Raw genomic sequence first — 15,646 nt, forward strand, 5'->3', positions numbered from 1 at the left:
GCGCGCGCCGACGCCCTTCATCCCCCTGTCCCCTGGAGACGCTTCATGAACGCACACACTGGCGCGCCCGCCCGCACGGCCCTCGCCCTGGGCGCAGCCGCCCTGGCCCTGCTGGCCGCCGCCCTGCCCGCCCACGCGGCTGGCGAGGTCACGCTCTACACGACCCGCGAGCCCGGTCTGATCCAGCCGCTGCTGGCGGCCTTCAGCGCCCAGAACGACATCAAGGTCAACACCGTCTTCGTGAAGGACGGCCTGCTCGAGCGGGTCAAGGCGGAGGGCGCCCGCTCGCCGGCCGACGTGCTGATGACGGTCGATGTCGGCAACCTGGTCGACCTGGTCGACGGCGGCGTCACGCAACCCGTGAAATCAGCCGTTCTGGAGTCCGCGATTCCTGCCAACCTGCGGGGCGCCGACGGCCAGTGGTTCGGACTTTCGCTGCGCGCCCGCGTGCTGTATGTCGACAAGAACCTGCCGCTGACCTCGTTCCGCTATGAAGACCTCGCCAATCCCAAGTACAAGGGCAAGGTCTGCATCCGCTCGGGCCAGCATCCCTACAACGTGGCGCTGGTCTCGGCGCTGATCGCGCACGAGGGCGAGGCCAAGGCCGAGCAATGGCTGCGCGGCGTCAAGGCCAACCTGGGGCGCAAGGCCACCGGCGGCGACCGCGACGTGGCCCGCGACATCCTCGGCGGCATCTGCGACATCGGCCTGGCCAACTCCTACTACGTCGGCCAGTTGAAGGGCGCCAAGGAAGGCACCGATGCGCGCAAATGGGGTGACGCGATCAAGGTCATCAAGCCGACCTTCGCCCAGGGCGGCGGCACGCACGTCAACATCAGCGGCGCCGCGGTGGCGAAGAACGCGCCGCAGCGCGCCAACGCGGTCAAGCTGCTCGAATTCCTCGTCTCGCCGCCGGCGCAGGTGCTCTACGCCGAAGCCAACTACGAGTACCCGGTCCTCAAGGGCGTGGCACTCGACCCGATCATCGCCACCAGCATCGGCGAACTCAAGGTCGATCCGCTGCCGATCGCCGACCTCGCCAAGTACCGCAAGCAGGCCAGCGCGCTGGTGGACAAGGTCGCGTTCGACCAGTGAAGCGGTTGCGACCGGTCGGCCCCCTCTGGCGGACCGCCACGGTCGCCATCGCGCTCGGCGTGCTGGCGCCGGTGCTGAGCCTGCTGTGGCTCGCGTTCGGATCGGGCCTGGGGCACTGGGCCCACCTGGCCCGCTACGTGCTGCCGCAGGCCGCGCTCGACACGGCCGGGCTGCTGGCCGGCGTCGGGCTGCTGGTGCTGGTGATCGGCACCGGCTGCGCCTGGCTCGTGAGCACCTGTGATTTCCCCGGGCGCGGTGTGCTGCACTGGGCCTTGCTGCTGCCGCTGGCGATGCCGACCTACATCGTGGCCTTCGTCTACCTCGACCTGCTGCATCCGCTCGGTCCGGTGCAGGGCGCGATCCGCTGGCTGCTGGGCTTCGAGAGCCCGCGCCAGTTTCGCCTGCCCGACCTGCGTTCCATGCCCGGCGCCATCTTCGTGCTCGGTTTCGTGCTCTACCCCTATGTCTACATGACCGCACGCGCCATGTTCATGACCCAGCCCGCCCACCTGATGGAGGCCGCCCGCTCGCTCGGCGAGAGCCGCGTGGGCGCCTTCTTCCGCGTCGCGTTGCCGCTGGCCCGGCCGGCGCTGGCGGTCGGCCTGAGCCTGGCGCTGCTCGAGACGCTCAACGACATCGGCGCCTCCGAATTCCTCGGCATCCAGACGCTCACGGTCGCGGTCTATACCACCTGGATCACCCGCTCCGACCTCGCGGGCGCGGCGCAGATCGCGTCCGCCATGCTGTTCGTGGTGATCGCGCTGGTGCTGCTCGAACGTCACGGCCGGCGCCACCAGCGCTTCGGCTCGGCGCAGCGCATGCGCGCGATCCAGCCGCGCCGGCTGCATGGCGCGGCGGCCTGGCTCGCCAGCACCGCGGCCGCGCTGCCGGTGCTGATCGGCTTCGCCGCGCCGGCGCTCTACCTGGTGTGGGAAACGGCGAAGCGCCTGCGCCTGGGCGACGGTATTTCCGCCGGACTGGTCTCGAGCCTGGTCAACACCCTCAGCGTGGCCGCTGGCGTGACCACGGTCGCGGTCGCGGCCGGCCTGGTCGTGGCCTGGGCGGTGCGCACGCAGGGCTCGACGCGCAACCGCGGGCGCTGGACGGGCCGGGTCGCCACGCTGGGCTATGCGGTGCCGGGGACCGTGCTGGCGATCGGCCTGCTGACGCCGGCACTGGCCGTCGATGCCGCGCTGGCGGCGCTGATCGGCCACCCCGGCCTGCCACTGATGGGCGCCGGCATCGTGCTCGTGGTGGCCTGCGCGATCCGTTTCCTGGCGATGCCCGTCGGCGGCATCGAAGCCGGCCTGGCACGCATCCCGCCGGCGCTCGAACAGGCTGCCCGCCTGCTCGGCGAAAGCCCGGGCGGCACGCTGCGCCGCGTCCACCTGCCGCTGCTGCGGCCGGCCATCGCCGCCAGCGCGCTGCTGGTGTTCGTCGACGCCATGAAGGAACTGCCAGCCACGCTCCTGCTGCGGCCGGCCAACTTCGAGACCCTCGCCACCTGGCTCTACGCGGAGGCCGCGCGCGGCACCTACGAGGAAGGCGCGATCGCGGCACTGGCGATCGTGCTCGCGGGGCTGCTGCCGGTGGTGCTGCTGGCACGCAACGGTTTTTCGGAGGCCACATGAGTGCCGCTCTCTCGATCGAGGACCTGCGCCTCGGCTACGAAGGCGAATACGGACTGCACATCGTGGTCGACCGCTTCTCGCTGACGCTGGATGCCGGCGACATCGGCTGCCTGCTCGGCCCTTCGGGCTGCGGCAAGACCACGGTGCTGCGCGCGATCGCCGGCTTCGAGCCGGTGCGTGCCGGCCGCATTCGGCTCGGCGACGTGCTGCTGTCCTCGCCCGACGTCCACTTGCCGCCCGAACGGCGCCGGGTCGGCATGATGTTCCAGGAGTACGCGCTGTTTCCGCACCTGGACGCGGCGCGCAACGTGGCCTTCGGGCTGCGCCACTGGCCGCGTGAAGCGCAACGGCAGCGGGTCGCCGCGATGCTCGCGCTGGTGGGGCTGCCGGACGCCGGCGAGCGCCATCCGCACCAGCTCTCCGGCGGCCAGCAACAGCGCATCGCGCTGGCCCGCGCGCTGGCGCCCGAACCCGCGCTGCTGCTGCTCGACGAGCCGTTCTCGAACCTCGATGGCGCCACCCGCGAGCGCCTGACGGTCGAAGTACGCGAGATCCTCAAGGCGGCCGGCCAGACCGCGGTGCTGGTGACCCACAACGAGGCCGAAGCGCAGGTCATGGCCGACCGCATCGGTGTGATGCGCGAGGGGCGGCTGACCCGCTGGGGCGCCCCTTTTCACACCTAGAGGACGGCAGTGGCGCGACAATCTCGCCACAACAACCGGACGACCACGATATGCGACTCCTTCACACCATGCTGCGCGTCGGCAACCTGCAGCGCTCGATCGATTTCTACACCCAGGTGCTGGGCATGCAACTGCTGCGCACCTCCGAGAACCCCGAGTACAAGTACAGCCTGGCCTTCGTCGGCTACGAGGGCAATCCGTCCCAGGCCGAGATCGAGCTGACCTACAACTGGGGCACCGAGCGCTACGAGATGGGCACCGCCTACGGCCACATCGCGCTCGGCGTGCCCGACGCCTACGCGGCCTGCGAGAAGATCAAGGCGGCCGGCGGCAACGTCACGCGCGAGGCCGGGCCGGTCAAGGGCGGCACCACCGTGATCGCCTTCGTGACGGATCCGGATGGGTACAAGATCGAATTGATCCAAATGAAATCAGCGGCTTATGACGACAGCCGCCAATCGGCCGCCAAAGACGCCTTGCGCAGCTCATGAACTTCGATTCCCGCAAGTTCGACGAGCTCTGCGCGCGTGTGCGGGAGGAGGCAAAGGCCAGTGCAGTTCTTTTGATCGTCGTGGGTGGGCCCCAGGGCAGCGGATATTCGGTGCAGTCCGTGGAGCCTCTCCAGCACGGCACAGGGTTCGCCACTGCCTTGCCGCGCCTGCTGCGCGAGATGGCCGACGAAATGGAAGGCAAGAACGATAGGCCCACCACGGGGCACACGCACTGACCCTAAATCAAACGGCCACCACCTCGGCAAAGACAGCCGTCCAAAACCAGTTCTCCCACTTGCCGCGGCTGCTGCTCGACAGCCTGTACTTGATCCGCACCCGGCCGATGTCCGGCACATCCACCTCGGCCTGCATCTCCGCAGGCTTCCCGGCGCCGGGAGGCGGAAGGGCCTTGGACCCTTGGAGCGATCAGCTCGCCGGGGATCTTGGCAAGGATGCCGTTGGACTTGAAGGGCATGGCGTCATGCATAGCGATTCCGCCGCCGAGTTCCTCCCCGATCCACCGTGGGCTCGCTGCACTGTCAGTGCCTGTAACATCCGCGGCCTATGAGTTCACCCCGGCGAGATGCCGTTTCTCTTGCCTTGACGGCAATGCTACTGGTGCTGGTCATGATCGTGACGGGCGCCTTCGCCGTCGGTTTCTTCGCCCAGGCTCACCAAGGAAGTCCCGCAACTCCTCCAGCATGGGCGACTCTCCGGGGCGATGTGCAGATGGAAGCGCGCCCGGAGCCTGTCGAGAGAGCGGTCTTCGTTGCACTTGCCGCCTTCACTCCAGCTGCGCTGTTGATTGCTTTCCTCTTCCTGAAGCGCTACTCGCTCGGGCGCACGGCCAGTTACTTCGAAAATTCAGTCTTCGGTGCCGCCGTCGCCGCCTTGGCCGCCATCGCATTTACTTATCCATTCCTGTGGTCCGACTTCAACGACGTCATGTTTTTCCCTAGCTCATGGGCTAGGGAGCATCGATCGACTTTCATTGCAGTTGCATCACTTCTGTGCGCTGCGGTAGTCGTTCATAGCCAGCTGGGAGTACGGCGTCGCCGACGATCGTCTTTCGCATTCCTAGCGATCGCCGCCTGCATGGCAGTAGGCGTCCAACTCCTTGCCACGCGCGTGACGAGCATTGATGCCGTCACGACATCTCCGACCTGGAATGTCAGTTTTGACGCCGTGATTTACGCCCTGAGCCAGGTAGTCGGTGGAAAGACAATTCTTGTCGACATCCCTTCGCAATACGGCCTCTTTCCCGAGGTGCTTGGGCCGTTCTTCAAGGTCATCGGACTTTCCGTTTTCACCTTCACAGCGACCCTGGCCGTGATGCAAGTAGCCGCCCTTTGCGCGGTGGCGGTCTTGCTCAATCGACACGTGGAAAGCGGGCCGCTGAAGATCCTGAGCTTCTCGACGCTTCTGATCGCCACTGGCCTTTTCCTGTTCCTGGCGGGGTACACCACTGAACTGTATCTTCAATATTTTCCCATCCGATTTTTTTGGCCTGCGCTCGCGCTCTTGCTCTTCTCCGCATATGCAACGCGACCCCGCCAATCTCTGCTGATCATCCTCGCCGCGGTGTCCGGCCTGACACTGTTCTGGAACATCGATACTGGCGTGCCGACGATCTTGGCTATCGGTGCGACCCTCTTTTCAAAGGCCCTTTTTCAGGTACGCCCGCGACTCCGGAGCTTCTTGCCCGCGGCTATTTTCTTTGCGATCGCGCTGTGCACGTTCGCCGCCGCGTTGGTGATTCTTCGAATTACGGCGAGCGGTCCTTTGCAACTGGGCTCAGCGCTCGCCTATCAGCGAATATTTTTCGGCTCGGGCTTTGGCATGCTGCCGATGCCCCTGTGGATACATCCATGGCAGTCGGTTCTTTTCATCTACCTCGCCGGCGCCGTGGTCGCGCTCACAGCCTGGAAAGATCGGGTCGGTGGCACAACGTCCGATCTGCTTTTTTGCAGTTCGATTCTCGGCCTTGGCCTGTTTGCCTACTATCAGGGCCGCTCGCACATTTACTGCCTGCTGATGGTCATGTGGCCTGCTCTGTTGATCGGCACGATTCTCACCGACCGAATTCTTAAACTCGTGCGTTTGAGGCAAGTCAGGCGATCCGCATTGCTCGCAATACTTCCGCTGATCGGTTTCTTTTCGCTTGCGTCGGTCACTCTCTTCTCCTCGATACCAACTTTACTTAGAAGTGCAAAAGCTGCCTTCGAAGCGCCGCCGGATCCGGTGATTGCCGATGAGCTGGCATTCATGCGTGCGACACGTGCCAACAGGCCGTGCCTGATTCTGTCGCAACGCCAAGGCATCTACTACGCGACCCTGAATAGTGCGTCGCCATTGGACGGCCCAGGTCTTATCGAAACGATCCTGCAGCGCGATCTCGACGCACTCATCGTGGGCGCCACGACGAAACCTCTCGAATGCATCTACCTGGGCATCGGGCCCGCATCCGAGACCTTCATCGATGTCCGCACTGCAGCCCTCGAAACCAAATACCCTGTCGCCGCCAGGAGCCCCCTCGGCACCATGCTGCTACTCGAGCCGCGCCCGTAGAAACGGAAAAGGCCCCCAACCGAAGCTGAGGGCCTGAATCCGAAAGAGGGGATGTCATCACTCCCAGTGCGACGCTCCGCCGAGCCTCACGCCGGCCCACAGCATCCAGACGCGCCAGCTTGGAACGCCATCGATGAGCGCGGCTTCCTGGAGCAACGCATCGGCCGTCGCACGGTCAGGAACTGGATGCGTGCCATCCGGTCGCTTCGCGTAGAGGTAATCGTGCAGCGCGGCTGGCCTCGATGCAGTATTTCCGCACAACAGGAACGCGATCGGCACGCGCGGCACCGATGCGAAGTCGGACTTGAACCCCACCGGCACGGTGTATTCGTCGTTGGTCAGGTCGGACTCGTAGATCAGCGGAGCGATCAGGCGCCACAGCCCCCGGCCATCGTCTGCGGTGTCGTTGACTTGCTCGACGCGCAGGCCGCTGAGGAACTTGCTCATGATTTGCCCTCCGGCAATTCGGGCAAGTCGACGGTTTGGCCGGCCAACGCATGCGTGCAGTCGCCCAGGAACTGGATGCGGCCATCGGTCACGAACGAGTGGCAGATCATGTCCCGGCCCGGCCAACGCCGAACCGGAACGCCGTCGCGAATCTCGCCCGTCAGCGGCGGCTCTTCGCCGGCATCCATCCGCCGATCGCTTTCTTCGCTCATCTCATACCAGCGCGCGAGGATGGAGGGCTGGAAGGTCGGGCGCTCGTAGTCGCCATTGAACGTCCAGCGGGCTTTGTTCGACGGCAGCGCGGCCTCGGGCGTCTCTTGCGTCGGCAAAACATGGCTGCCACAGCCCGGGTATTTCATGCGCACGCCGTAGAACTGGCCGCCTACAGTCATGACGCGCTTGGCCCTGCTCACGATGCCGCTCCGACGTTCCCCGCCGCTTGGATCGCGCCCTGCAGGATGATCTGCGCGGCCGTGACGTCGAGGATCAGCACGTTCTTCTGCTGGTCGCCCAGCGGTGCCGCCTTGATGGCGCCAATGAGGGTCGGCATCACCGAGGCGTTCATGGCCTGGAGGCTCGACAGGTCGAGCTTCGCGCCGGCGCCGCAGACGAGGCCCACGGCCACATCGGCCGCGACTAGCTAGGTTGCACGTTGTGGTTAGAGCCTCGTTGGTGTTGATCGCACCTTCGGGGCTCGCCTTTTTGTCTCAGATGGATGTGATGAGTTCACGCATCCCGCCCTGAGGCGCGGCGGCTTTTCTTGGGCGCATCCATTTCACTTCGAATGGCGGGGAAGCGAAGCGAGGGCGTTCGGAACGCGCCAAGGGAAAAGTCCGAAAGTGCCGCCGGCGCTTCAAAGGTCGCGCAACACGGGCCGTGTCGGTGCCGGCAAGATCCGCTTTCGGGGCCGGACTGCCATCGGAACTTCAGCCGGCAGCGCATCGATCTCTGCGTCACTGAGTTCGACCGCAGGCGCTTCGGGCTCGAACGCGGGCCGAGGGCGTGGCAACGGCGTCTGCATCAGCTCGGGCGGCCGTGCGGACGTGGCTGGCGCTGATGACACCTGCGATCGCGGCGCCGCACGCTGTGCATCGCCACTCGGCAGCGGCCCCTTCGCCGATTGGGCAGACATCACATGGAGCAAGGCGCGGAACTCCTCGGCGCGGCGCTCCTCCTGATCCGCCTGCCAGCGCCGCAGTTCCTCCGCTCGGGCCTGATCACGTTCCGCCTGCTGCCGTTCCTGAAACTCGAGCTCGATCTGGATGGCCTGGCGCACGGCCTGGGCGACGTCCGCGTTGCGTCCCGGCGCGTCCACCGGCTGCGGCCGCCCTTGCGCCGATGCCGGCAGATCCCGCAGCGCCAGCCGGATCTGCTCGCCGAATGCGGCTCGGAGCCGGCGCACGCACCACCATGCCACCACCGAGGCCCCTGTCAGGACCGCCAGCAGGCACCCGAACCAGAGGATGGCCATGAACTGACCCCAATCACTCATGCTTGGGCTCCTTCACCAGCTGTGTCATCTTCCAACTCCCATTTCTTCAGCAGGTCCAAGGGGATCGCGTCGGCCACCTCGTAGAAGCGCTTGCCTACCATGCGCTCGGCCTGCTTGAGCAGCACGGCCACGGGGCTGCTCGGCTCATGCGTTTCGAACCACTCGCGCGCCGAGCGGATGCGGCCCAGGATCTCGACGCGCGTCGCGGCGCCTTGGCCGGACCGCGACCAGGTCCCCGGATCGGTCGACGCCGAGGCGTCCGCGCGCCCACCTCCCTCGTGCGGCGCCGCCCGGACATCCGCCGACGCGTTCTCCAACGTGGCGGCGTTCGCCATCTCCGGTGTGACGAACAGGTCCAGCAATCGAACCAGCGGCTGCAGCGAGGGCGCGACGTCGCCCAGATGGGCCTTGGTCCAGGCATCGATCTCGCGCGCATGCTGCGCTGCTTGCGCCAACAGCTTCACGGGCGCCTGCGCATCCCGCCCGGCGGCCGCATGCAGCGCAAGCAACTGCTGGCTCACCGACTCCGGGCTCTGCGCATCGGCGGGCCGCGGCACGGCAAAGGCCCGCTCGACATCGCGCACCGTCAGGCGCAAGGCGGTGCTGGAGGCGACAACGATCTCGCGCACGTCGCTCATCAATCCCTCGGGATCGACCAGCGCAGCCAGCGCGTTGGCGCGCACCTCGGGGTCGGCCTGGCCCTCGATCACGAGTTGCGGATGAATGGCGTCGGGCCAGGTGCGCAATGCGGCCTCCAGCATGGCCAGCACCTGGGCCAACCCCGCGGCCTGGCTCTGGCGCGCGCGTGCGCGGCAAAGCCACACGAACAGGCCGATGTCCTTGGTCCGCAGCAGCAGGCGACGGCAGTCGCGCTCGATCTCGGCCCAATTGGGCGCATCGTACGTGCCGACGAACTTGCCGTACTGCGCTTCGCCGCGCGGCGTCATGCGCGACAGGAGCACCGCGTATTCGGCGTCGTATTCCAGGCTGGCGCCACAGGGCTGGGTGCTGCTGATCGGCTGCAGCCAGTCGGGGACTGTGGCCGCTGGCGGGTTCGAGGGATCGGAAGCGTGAATCATGGATCTGGAATGGAATGAAGTGAGCTCACTGAATGCTGGTGGGGCCATGGCAGCTACGCAGGCCGATGTACTCCTCCGGCTCGAACACCATGCCGACCGCGTAGTCGGGGCCGCCGACTCCCGGCCGGCCGTGCACGACGCCAACCCCCGCGCCCTCCGAGCCGCCCAGCCAGGTCGACCAGCCGAGCTTCTCCTTGTCTTCGAGGCGAGCCGGCGGCGCGCTGTCGTTGCGCACGCGCAGTTCGACCTCCCAGACGAACTCGAAGCCGATGAAGCCGCGCACCCACTCGACCAGCATCGGCAAGTCCTTGCCTTGCGGCGTGAAGCGGAGGTACTGCTCGAGGCTCAAGGGCCCGATCACGAGCCGGAACTTGTTCTGGCGATCGGCCACCACCTCGCCGGCGATGGCGCCCAGGCCCATCACGCTCGAGGTGCGTGGCAAGCCCAGGTGGGTCTGGTCCTCGGCATCGATGCGGATCCAGTGCATCACGAATTCCTGCAGCTGCACCGGCACCGCGAAGAAGCGCGCCAGCGTGGAGGCCAGGCCGTCGGGGTTGCGCGCTTCGCGGCTCAGGTGGGTGGAGGCGGCCAGGCGCGCGTGCGCAGGCAGCACCGAATCCCGGATCTCGAGCGGATCGTGGCCGGTCAGCCGCGCGATGTAGCGGCTGAAGGTCTCGTCGTCGGCACGGTCGAGTCCCGCCGCCGCCTGGCTCTGTGCCCAGGCCCGGTACATGTGCGTGAGAAAGCGGTGATGGAAGAGGTCGAGGAAGTCGGCCAGCGTGCTGTCGCGGTGGTTCTCGGTGCGGTCGCGCACGAGTTCGGTGTAGTGCAGCGGCAGCGGCCCGTTGGGCCCGAGCAGCCCGAGCCCGTACAACCGCACCATCGGCAGCGCCGGGTTGTTGCCGGTGCGCGCCGGCGCACTGCCGGTCCCCGGCGACGGCACGCTCGCGCCCGGCAGCGCCACCTCGGCGATCTCGCGCGGCGCGAAGCTCAGCGCCGCGGTCTGGCCGAGCCTGAAACGCTCCTGCTGCGGGCGGCTGGCCCGCCCGATGGGCGGCAGCTCGGAATGCAGCGCACCGAAGCGGCGCATCAGCACCGTGAAGCCGAACTTCCAAGGCGCCTGGCGCAGCCGCTCCAGCGTTTCTTGCAGGGCCGGGCCGCTCATGCCACCCCTCGCCCGCCCATGCGCACCGGCCAGCGCGCGACCGCGCCGCGCTGCATCGACTCGAGCACCGTCTGGGTGAACACGTTGATGCTGACGTGCCGCGCGAGATAGTGCTCCAGCACCAGCCCGAACAGATAGGGGCTGGTGCCCGAGAAGCCCTGCTCGTCCACGCTCAGGATGCAGCGCACGCCGCGGCCGTAGATCAGCGGGCCGGCGCCAGGCAGGCGCCGGGTGACGGGCTCGATGCGCGACCCCACCAGGCTCTCGATCTGGCGGCGCTGCACGTCGTTGTCGATCGAGACGAACAGCCGCAGCATGTCGCGCAGCGCCTGCGCGCCTTCGCGGTGCGGCAGGTCGGCCAGCGGCAGGTGGTTGAAGCCGAGCTGGCGGATCAGCCGCCAGGCGATCTCGCGCTGGGCGAACGGCGACTTGGGCGTGCTCGGCGGCCGGATCAGCCCCACGCCGGCCACCGGGATCGACTCGGCCACGGCCAGGTCGGTCTTGCCGTTGCGCGGCACCAGGCACGGCAGGTCGCGGTTGGTCAGCAGCGCCTTGACCGAGAGATAGCGGATGGTGTCGGCATAGGGCGCCTCGTTCTGGTCGACCAGCGAGACGAAGACCTCGGTGCCGACGTAGGGCGTGCGGGTGCCGTACTTGCGCGAGGTGTCGGAGGCCAGGCGCGGCTCGCGGCGCACCGAGAAGTAGCGGCCGTAGTTGCCCTCGTCCTCGTTGAGGGTCTGGTAGAGCGGCCGGAAGTCCATCGCGGCCGTGGTCTGCGCCTGCTGGCCCGCGATGCCCTTGACCGCATAGACCTCGAAGTCGAGCGGGCGCGAGCGGTCGGGCACCAGGTGGAATTCCGGCTCCGCGGTGTTGAGTTCGATGCGGTCGGTGCGGCGCTCGAACAGATTGACCACCGGCGTGCAGAACAGCGCGAACTGGCCGGCATCGACCAGGCCGGCCAGCGCGCCCGGCGGCCGGGTCAGCAGGATCAGCAGTTCGGCCTCCTTGCCCGCCACGCGCGACAGGCCCGGGGCCAGTTGCGTCAGCGTGAAGAAGTAGAAGCGCTCCGGGCAGGCAAAGTACTCGTGCAGCAGGTTGTGGCCGTGGAAGGTGTTCCATTCCAACGGCAGCAGTCCCTGCCCCGGATCGAGTCCCTCGTGCACCAGTGCACCCTCGGTCACGACGTGCGGCCGCTGCATCAACTGTCCCGGCACGCCGGTGAAGGTGGCGACCGCCGAGGTGTGCAGCAGTTCGAACAGATGGGAGGCCACCTGCTCGTTGCCCTGCAGATAGACCGGCAGGCGGTCGAGGCCCTTCAACGCATCGAAAGTGAGTTCGCCGACCGTGCGCAGGCGCAGGCGCAAGGCGCCCGTCACCTGCACGTGGGGCGGCACATAGCGTTCGAGCGCAGGGATGTCGGGCGGGGCGCCCGTCAGCCGGGCATCGACGATCTCGATCGGCCACAGCATCACGTCCTGGCTGGAGCGGAACTCGCAGGGCGTTTCCTCGCCTGCAGGGACGCGTGCATGAAAGGCGGTATCGCGCGGCACCGCAAAGCCGCGCGTGAAATCGCCCTCGGTCACGCTCGGATTCAGTTGCGCCACGGCCATCGACGGTGTCGGGCTGAGGTAGTTGGGGTACAGCACCTCCAGCAGCCGTTGCGTGAAGCGCGGGAACTCGGCATCGAGCTTGATCTGCATGCGCGCCGAGAGAAAGCTGAACGATTCGATCAGCCGCTCGACGTAGGGGTCGTCGACCTCCACGCCGTGCATGCCCAGCCGCCGGGCGATCTTCGGATGCGAAGCCGCGAACTCCGCCGCCGCCTCGCGCATGTAGACGAGCTCTTTGTTGTAGTAGTCGAGAAGGTCGGGGTCCATAGGGTTCCAGCAGGGCTGCGGTTCAGCCCGAGGCGCGCGACGAGGCGCGCAACGGCAGGGTGACGCTCATGCGGTTGGTTTCGAGATCGACCAAGCTCTGCACGGTGAGCTCCAGCGGGTAGGGCTTGAGATTGATCATGGCGCGGATCTCGAACAAGAGGACGTTGTAGGACTCGCTCGCGCCCTCCTTCATCAGCGGCGAGACCTTGATGCTGCCGGGCAGCAGGCGCGGCTCGTAGTCGGTGATGGCGCGCCGGATGATGACTTCGATGTCGGCCCACTTGCGCTCGGAGATGTAGCTGCCGGCGAGCGGCGGCACGCCGAAGTTGACGGTCGAGGCCGCCGCCTCGGGGTGACGCGCGCGGTCGATCAGGTCTTCGGCGTTGCTGGTGTTGAGCAGGAAGGCCAGGTCGCGCTGGACGATGTCGCGCATCTGGCCGGGCGTGACTGTGTAGTCGGACGGCCGCTCGCCGGCGCGGCCGGGCGCATCGTCGCGCAGGCGATCGAAGAGCGTCGGCAGCAACTGCGCGTGGGTGCGCACCGCGCGCTCGTCGGGCGGTCGCGGAAGGCGGATTCCCGGGTGGACCGGGTGCGCGCGGTAGGCACCGCCGGCGCGAGGCAGCGCGGGCGCGGGCGAGGCCTCGGTGTCGGCGTCGGGGGCTTCAGCGTGCGTCATTCGCCCTGCCCTCCCACGGCACCGAACTCGCAATGGCGCAGATCGAGCAAAGCCATGTCGCCGGCATCGGTGGTCCACATCTTCTGGCCGCGCGCCAGCACGCCGGTGCGGCCGACATCGGACCAGACCGTCTCGCGCGCCATCAGCAGCGCATCGCGGTCGCCCGCATGGACCGGGTAGCGCATCGGCATGTAGACCTTGAGCGGCGAGCCGTCGCGCAGCACCAGGTCGGCCTGGGACCAGACCAGGTCGAGCAGGCGCGCGGGGCCGGCCTTGGTGACGGACCTCAGGTCGTCGAAAGGCAACCAGCGGTAGGCGCCGGCCAGGACCACTTCGCACACCGGCCCCAGGCGCGTGTCGGAGTCGGAGATCCAGGCGAAGGAGAGTCGCAGGTTGCTCGCACCCGGCACGTCGGGCGCCTGTGCTAGCGCCGCCTCGCGGACCCGATCGCCGCCCTCGATGGCCGCCGGGTCGCCACCGGTTGCCAGCTTCAAGGCCTCGGCCAGCCCTGCCACCCAAGCAGGCACCTGACGCTCGCTGGCGATCAGCGTTGCGGGCTCGGCGCGACCCGCCAGGACTTCCATGCGCTGATGCTCGGCCCGAATCAGCCCGCGCATCACATGCGCCGTGCTCTCGTTGTCGCGCGAGAGGGTCGCCCAAGTCTGCAATTGCTTGAGGGCACGCTCCCACTGCCCGAGCAGGCACAGCAGTTCGAACAGGAGCCAGCGGGCGTCCGAGGCCTGCGGCCTGGTGCGCACCTCGGCTTCGGCGCGAGACAGGGATTCGGACAGGGGGTGGGCCTGGGACCAGTCGCGGAAAGACTGGGAAGTGCCCGGCGCAGCGCGCGAAGAACTGGATGGATTCATGGAATGCGTGGTGGGCTCAGAAGTCAATCAAAGTGATGGCCTGTCGAGGTCGTCAAGACCCGCTGATTCGTTCGGCGCGACGACCTGGGTCGTTTTTGCCCGAGGTTCCTGCTGTCCCTCGAACGCCTTGCCGTCAGCTCGCGCGTCGAGCGTCGACATGTGGCTGTCGGGCGACAGCGTGTGATGCTCACGCCGTGTCAGGCTCGGGATGGCGGGCTGGCTGCCGTGCATCAGTTCCGGTGCAAAAAGCCGCAACAGCTCCTGGGGCGCCTCGTCATCGAGAGAGATCGGCCGGCCCAGCGGATCGAAGCTGTCGAGCACCTTGTCGATGCCCGCGCGCGACTGCACGATGTCGCACACCATGGGGTACTTCTCCCCGTCCCGGCTCAGCTCCTCCATGCTGGGTGCGGTCGGACCTTCGGGCGCAGATGCGCCCTCCCAATCGACACCCCCGGTGAGACGGGTCGGATCGCGCACCACGCGGGCGAATTCCGCATGCAGACCGTCGAACAAGTCGGGCTCCGACAGCTGCAGCGCAGTGGGGTCCGCGGCCGACGACGCCAGCGCCTGACCCTCCGCTGCGACATGCGCAAGGCGCGTGATGTCCAAAGGCGTTGCGGCAGGCCGTAGCGGCCGCTCACCCAGCAACTCGGCCAGGGGATCGGCCACAGGCCGCGGCAGGGCCCCGGCGATGTCGAGCACGCCGAAGGGAGCGTCGAAGGCTTGCGCCGGCCCCGGGTTGCCGGACGGCGCGAGGTCGCGCAGATCGAAGGCTTCTTCCGCGGCACTTGCGGCTTCTTCTGTTTGAAGGGGTGATGGGGCGCTGTTCATGGCTCGATGCTCCAGAGGTCTGTCAACCGGTTCGCCGCGTGGACGAATCCGCCGTGGGCGTCCTGCAGCCAGAACACACAGTCCGCCTCGTCATGAAGCAGGCGGGCGGGCCAGTCGGCCCACGACAGGTGGTAGCGGGCGCCGCTCAGGTATTGCGCGGGGTCGTCGGGCGATGCGGGGCCGGCCGTGCTGTCGAGCAGCGCCATCGCGCGGAGGCACTCCGAGTCGGTGAGTTCGCGGCACCGACGGCGCGCGCCCAGCTCGCGCCAGCCCGGCGCGTGCAACCGCCACAACGCCTGCACCGAGCGCTCGAGGGGCCGCAACTCGGCCGCTCCGCGCTCCCCGGTGTGGCGAGCGACCGCCAGCGCCAGCCAGAACAGCCAGTCGCGCGGCTGCCGGGCATGGGCTTCGAAATGCCCGCGCATCCAGGCCGGATGCGCGCGCTGATACACGAGCAGTGCATGGCGGCGCCCCGCCCGGTCGGCCGAAGGCATGACCACACCGAGCACGAAGTGCGTCGGCGCGAAGGCCAGGGTGCCCGGAGGCAGCACGAAAGCGACCGGCAGCGCGCTCTTCAGGTCGAGCGCCGCCATGTCGGCATGCCGGGCCAACCAGGGTTGCCAGCCTTCGATCTCGCCGTGCCGCACGCCGCTGCGCACGAAGTCGGCATGGCCGCGCAGCTTGCCCCAGAGGGCAGGCGGCGAAACGAGAGCGTTCGCGATCAAGCGTTGCAGCATGGCGCCGG

General features: G+C 67.7%; 18 protein-coding genes. 6 read left to right on the top strand and 12 right to left on the bottom strand.

The window, feature by feature from the left end:
* Window positions 1–45 precede the first annotated feature (45 nt).
* From AC1DYD_RS19370 to AC1DYD_RS19390, 5 genes are read left to right on the top strand one after another with little or no spacing between them, the layout of a single operon-like run.
* Complete coding sequence (locus AC1DYD_RS19370) at window positions 46–1,095, top strand: extracellular solute-binding protein (protein ID WP_478174374.1); 1,050 nt, start codon at window positions 46–48, stop codon at window positions 1,093–1,095.
* Complete coding sequence (locus AC1DYD_RS19375; RefSeq protein ID WP_478174375.1) at window positions 1,092–2,726, top strand: ABC transporter permease; 1,635 nt, start codon at window positions 1,092–1,094, stop codon at window positions 2,724–2,726. Before AC1DYD_RS19370 ends, AC1DYD_RS19375 begins: the two co-directional genes overlap by 4 nt.
* Complete coding sequence (locus AC1DYD_RS19380; protein ID WP_478174376.1) at window positions 2,723–3,409, top strand: ABC transporter ATP-binding protein; 687 nt, start codon at window positions 2,723–2,725, stop codon at window positions 3,407–3,409. The genes AC1DYD_RS19375 and AC1DYD_RS19380 overlap by 4 nt, the downstream gene beginning before the upstream one ends.
* A 50-nt stretch (window positions 3,410–3,459) precedes the next feature.
* Window positions 3,460–3,900, top strand: coding sequence for a lactoylglutathione lyase (gene gloA, locus AC1DYD_RS19385; RefSeq protein ID WP_478174377.1), 441 nt, complete (start codon window positions 3,460–3,462; stop codon window positions 3,898–3,900).
* On the top strand, window positions 3,897–4,136 hold the full coding sequence (locus AC1DYD_RS19390; protein ID WP_478174378.1) for a hypothetical protein: 240 nt from the start codon (window positions 3,897–3,899) through the stop codon (window positions 4,134–4,136). The genes gloA and AC1DYD_RS19390 overlap by 4 nt, the downstream gene beginning before the upstream one ends.
* A gap of 7 nt (window positions 4,137–4,143) precedes the next feature.
* Here AC1DYD_RS19390 and AC1DYD_RS19395 read toward each other — a convergent pair whose 3' ends face one another.
* Window positions 4,144–4,272, bottom strand: a complete 129-nt coding sequence (locus tag AC1DYD_RS19395; protein ID WP_478174379.1) for a hypothetical protein — start codon at window positions 4,270–4,272, stop codon at window positions 4,144–4,146.
* Window positions 4,273–4,518: 246 nt separating this feature from the next.
* On the opposite strand from AC1DYD_RS19395, the gene AC1DYD_RS19400 reads away from it, so the two are divergent.
* Window positions 4,519–6,468 (top strand): hypothetical protein, encoded by a 1,950-nt coding sequence (locus AC1DYD_RS19400; protein ID WP_478174380.1) that lies wholly within the window; start codon window positions 4,519–4,521, stop codon window positions 6,466–6,468.
* A 57-nt stretch (window positions 6,469–6,525) separates the two neighbouring features.
* Here the strand turns inward: AC1DYD_RS19400 and AC1DYD_RS19405 are convergent, their stop codons facing one another.
* The 11 genes from AC1DYD_RS19405 to tagF all read right to left on the bottom strand — a co-directional run bounded on the left by AC1DYD_RS19405 (window position 6,526) and on the right by tagF (window position 15,638).
* Window positions 6,526–6,915: a DUF1353 domain-containing protein gene (locus tag AC1DYD_RS19405; RefSeq protein ID WP_478174381.1), complete on the bottom strand. Its 390-nt coding sequence runs from the start codon at window positions 6,913–6,915 to the stop codon at window positions 6,526–6,528.
* Window positions 6,912–7,328: a ubiquitination-like system serine protease family protein gene (locus AC1DYD_RS19410; RefSeq protein ID WP_478174382.1), complete on the bottom strand. Its 417-nt coding sequence runs from the start codon at window positions 7,326–7,328 to the stop codon at window positions 6,912–6,914. The genes AC1DYD_RS19405 and AC1DYD_RS19410 overlap by 4 nt, the downstream gene beginning before the upstream one ends.
* The gene (locus AC1DYD_RS19415; protein WP_478174383.1) at window positions 7,325–7,534 is read right to left on the bottom strand and encodes a hypothetical protein; all 210 of its coding nucleotides are present in this window, start codon (window positions 7,532–7,534) and stop codon (window positions 7,325–7,327) included. The genes AC1DYD_RS19410 and AC1DYD_RS19415 overlap by 4 nt, the downstream gene beginning before the upstream one ends.
* A gap of 234 nt (window positions 7,535–7,768) precedes the next feature.
* A complete protein-coding gene (locus AC1DYD_RS19420) occupies window positions 7,769–8,386 on the bottom strand; it encodes a hypothetical protein (RefSeq protein WP_478174384.1) in 618 nt (205 codons plus the stop codon).
* Window positions 8,387–8,403: 17 nt separating this feature from the next.
* The gene (locus tag AC1DYD_RS19425) at window positions 8,404–9,486 is read right to left on the bottom strand and encodes a type VI secretion system protein TssA (RefSeq protein WP_478174385.1); all 1,083 of its coding nucleotides are present in this window, start codon (window positions 9,484–9,486) and stop codon (window positions 8,404–8,406) included.
* A gap of 25 nt (window positions 9,487–9,511) precedes the next feature.
* Complete coding sequence (gene tssG / locus AC1DYD_RS19430; RefSeq protein WP_478174386.1) at window positions 9,512–10,651, bottom strand: type VI secretion system baseplate subunit TssG; 1,140 nt, start codon at window positions 10,649–10,651, stop codon at window positions 9,512–9,514.
* The gene (gene tssF / locus AC1DYD_RS19435; RefSeq protein ID WP_478174387.1) at window positions 10,648–12,528 is read right to left on the bottom strand and encodes a type VI secretion system baseplate subunit TssF; all 1,881 of its coding nucleotides are present in this window, start codon (window positions 12,526–12,528) and stop codon (window positions 10,648–10,650) included. Before tssF ends, tssG begins: the two co-directional genes overlap by 4 nt.
* 22 nt (window positions 12,529–12,550) lie before the next feature.
* Entirely contained in the window at window positions 12,551–13,204 is a 654-nt protein-coding gene (gene tssE, locus AC1DYD_RS19440) for a type VI secretion system baseplate subunit TssE (protein ID WP_478174388.1), read from the bottom strand.
* The gene (locus tag AC1DYD_RS19445) at window positions 13,201–14,070 is read right to left on the bottom strand and encodes a type VI secretion system accessory protein TagJ (RefSeq protein ID WP_478174389.1); all 870 of its coding nucleotides are present in this window, start codon (window positions 14,068–14,070) and stop codon (window positions 13,201–13,203) included. The genes tssE and AC1DYD_RS19445 overlap by 4 nt, the downstream gene beginning before the upstream one ends.
* 27 nt (window positions 14,071–14,097) lie before the next feature.
* Window positions 14,098–14,901 carry a TagK domain-containing protein gene (locus tag AC1DYD_RS19450; protein WP_478174390.1) on the bottom strand — a complete coding sequence of 268 codons (804 nt, stop codon included), beginning with the start codon at window positions 14,899–14,901 and terminating at the stop codon, window positions 14,098–14,100.
* A complete protein-coding gene (gene tagF / locus AC1DYD_RS19455; protein ID WP_478174391.1) occupies window positions 14,898–15,638 on the bottom strand; it encodes a type VI secretion system-associated protein TagF in 741 nt (246 codons plus the stop codon). Before tagF ends, AC1DYD_RS19450 begins: the two co-directional genes overlap by 4 nt.
* Window positions 15,639–15,646 lie beyond the last annotated feature (8 nt).

The sequence above is a fragment of the Variovorax sp. P4_B11 genome (genome assembly GCF_056402355.1).

Coding starts and splice junctions, on each gene's coding strand:
- AC1DYD_RS19370 (WP_478174374.1), top strand. CDS start 46: ATGAACGCACACACTGGCGCGCCCGCCCGCACGGCCCTCGCCCTGGGC.
- AC1DYD_RS19380 (WP_478174376.1), top strand. CDS start 2,723: ATGAGTGCCGCTCTCTCGATCGAGGACCTGCGCCTCGGCTACGAAGGC.
- gloA (WP_478174377.1), top strand. CDS start 3,460: ATGCGACTCCTTCACACCATGCTGCGCGTCGGCAACCTGCAGCGCTCG.
- AC1DYD_RS19390 (WP_478174378.1), top strand. CDS start 3,897: ATGAACTTCGATTCCCGCAAGTTCGACGAGCTCTGCGCGCGTGTGCGG.
- AC1DYD_RS19395 (WP_478174379.1), bottom strand. CDS start 4,272: ATGCAGGCCGAGGTGGATGTGCCGGACATCGGCCGGGTGCGGATCAAG.
- AC1DYD_RS19405 (WP_478174381.1), bottom strand. CDS start 6,915: ATGAGCAAGTTCCTCAGCGGCCTGCGCGTCGAGCAAGTCAACGACACC.
- AC1DYD_RS19420 (WP_478174384.1), bottom strand. CDS start 8,386: ATGGCCATCCTCTGGTTCGGGTGCCTGCTGGCGGTCCTGACAGGGGCC.
- AC1DYD_RS19425 (WP_478174385.1), bottom strand. CDS start 9,486: ATGATTCACGCTTCCGATCCCTCGAACCCGCCAGCGGCCACAGTCCCC.
- tssG (WP_478174386.1), bottom strand. CDS start 10,651: ATGAGCGGCCCGGCCCTGCAAGAAACGCTGGAGCGGCTGCGCCAGGCG.
- tssF (WP_478174387.1), bottom strand. CDS start 12,528: ATGGACCCCGACCTTCTCGACTACTACAACAAAGAGCTCGTCTACATG.
- tssE (WP_478174388.1), bottom strand. CDS start 13,204: ATGACGCACGCTGAAGCCCCCGACGCCGACACCGAGGCCTCGCCCGCG.
- AC1DYD_RS19445 (WP_478174389.1), bottom strand. CDS start 14,070: ATGAATCCATCCAGTTCTTCGCGCGCTGCGCCGGGCACTTCCCAGTCT.
- AC1DYD_RS19450 (WP_478174390.1), bottom strand. CDS start 14,901: ATGAACAGCGCCCCATCACCCCTTCAAACAGAAGAAGCCGCAAGTGCC.
- tagF (WP_478174391.1), bottom strand. CDS start 15,638: ATGCTGCAACGCTTGATCGCGAACGCTCTCGTTTCGCCGCCTGCCCTC.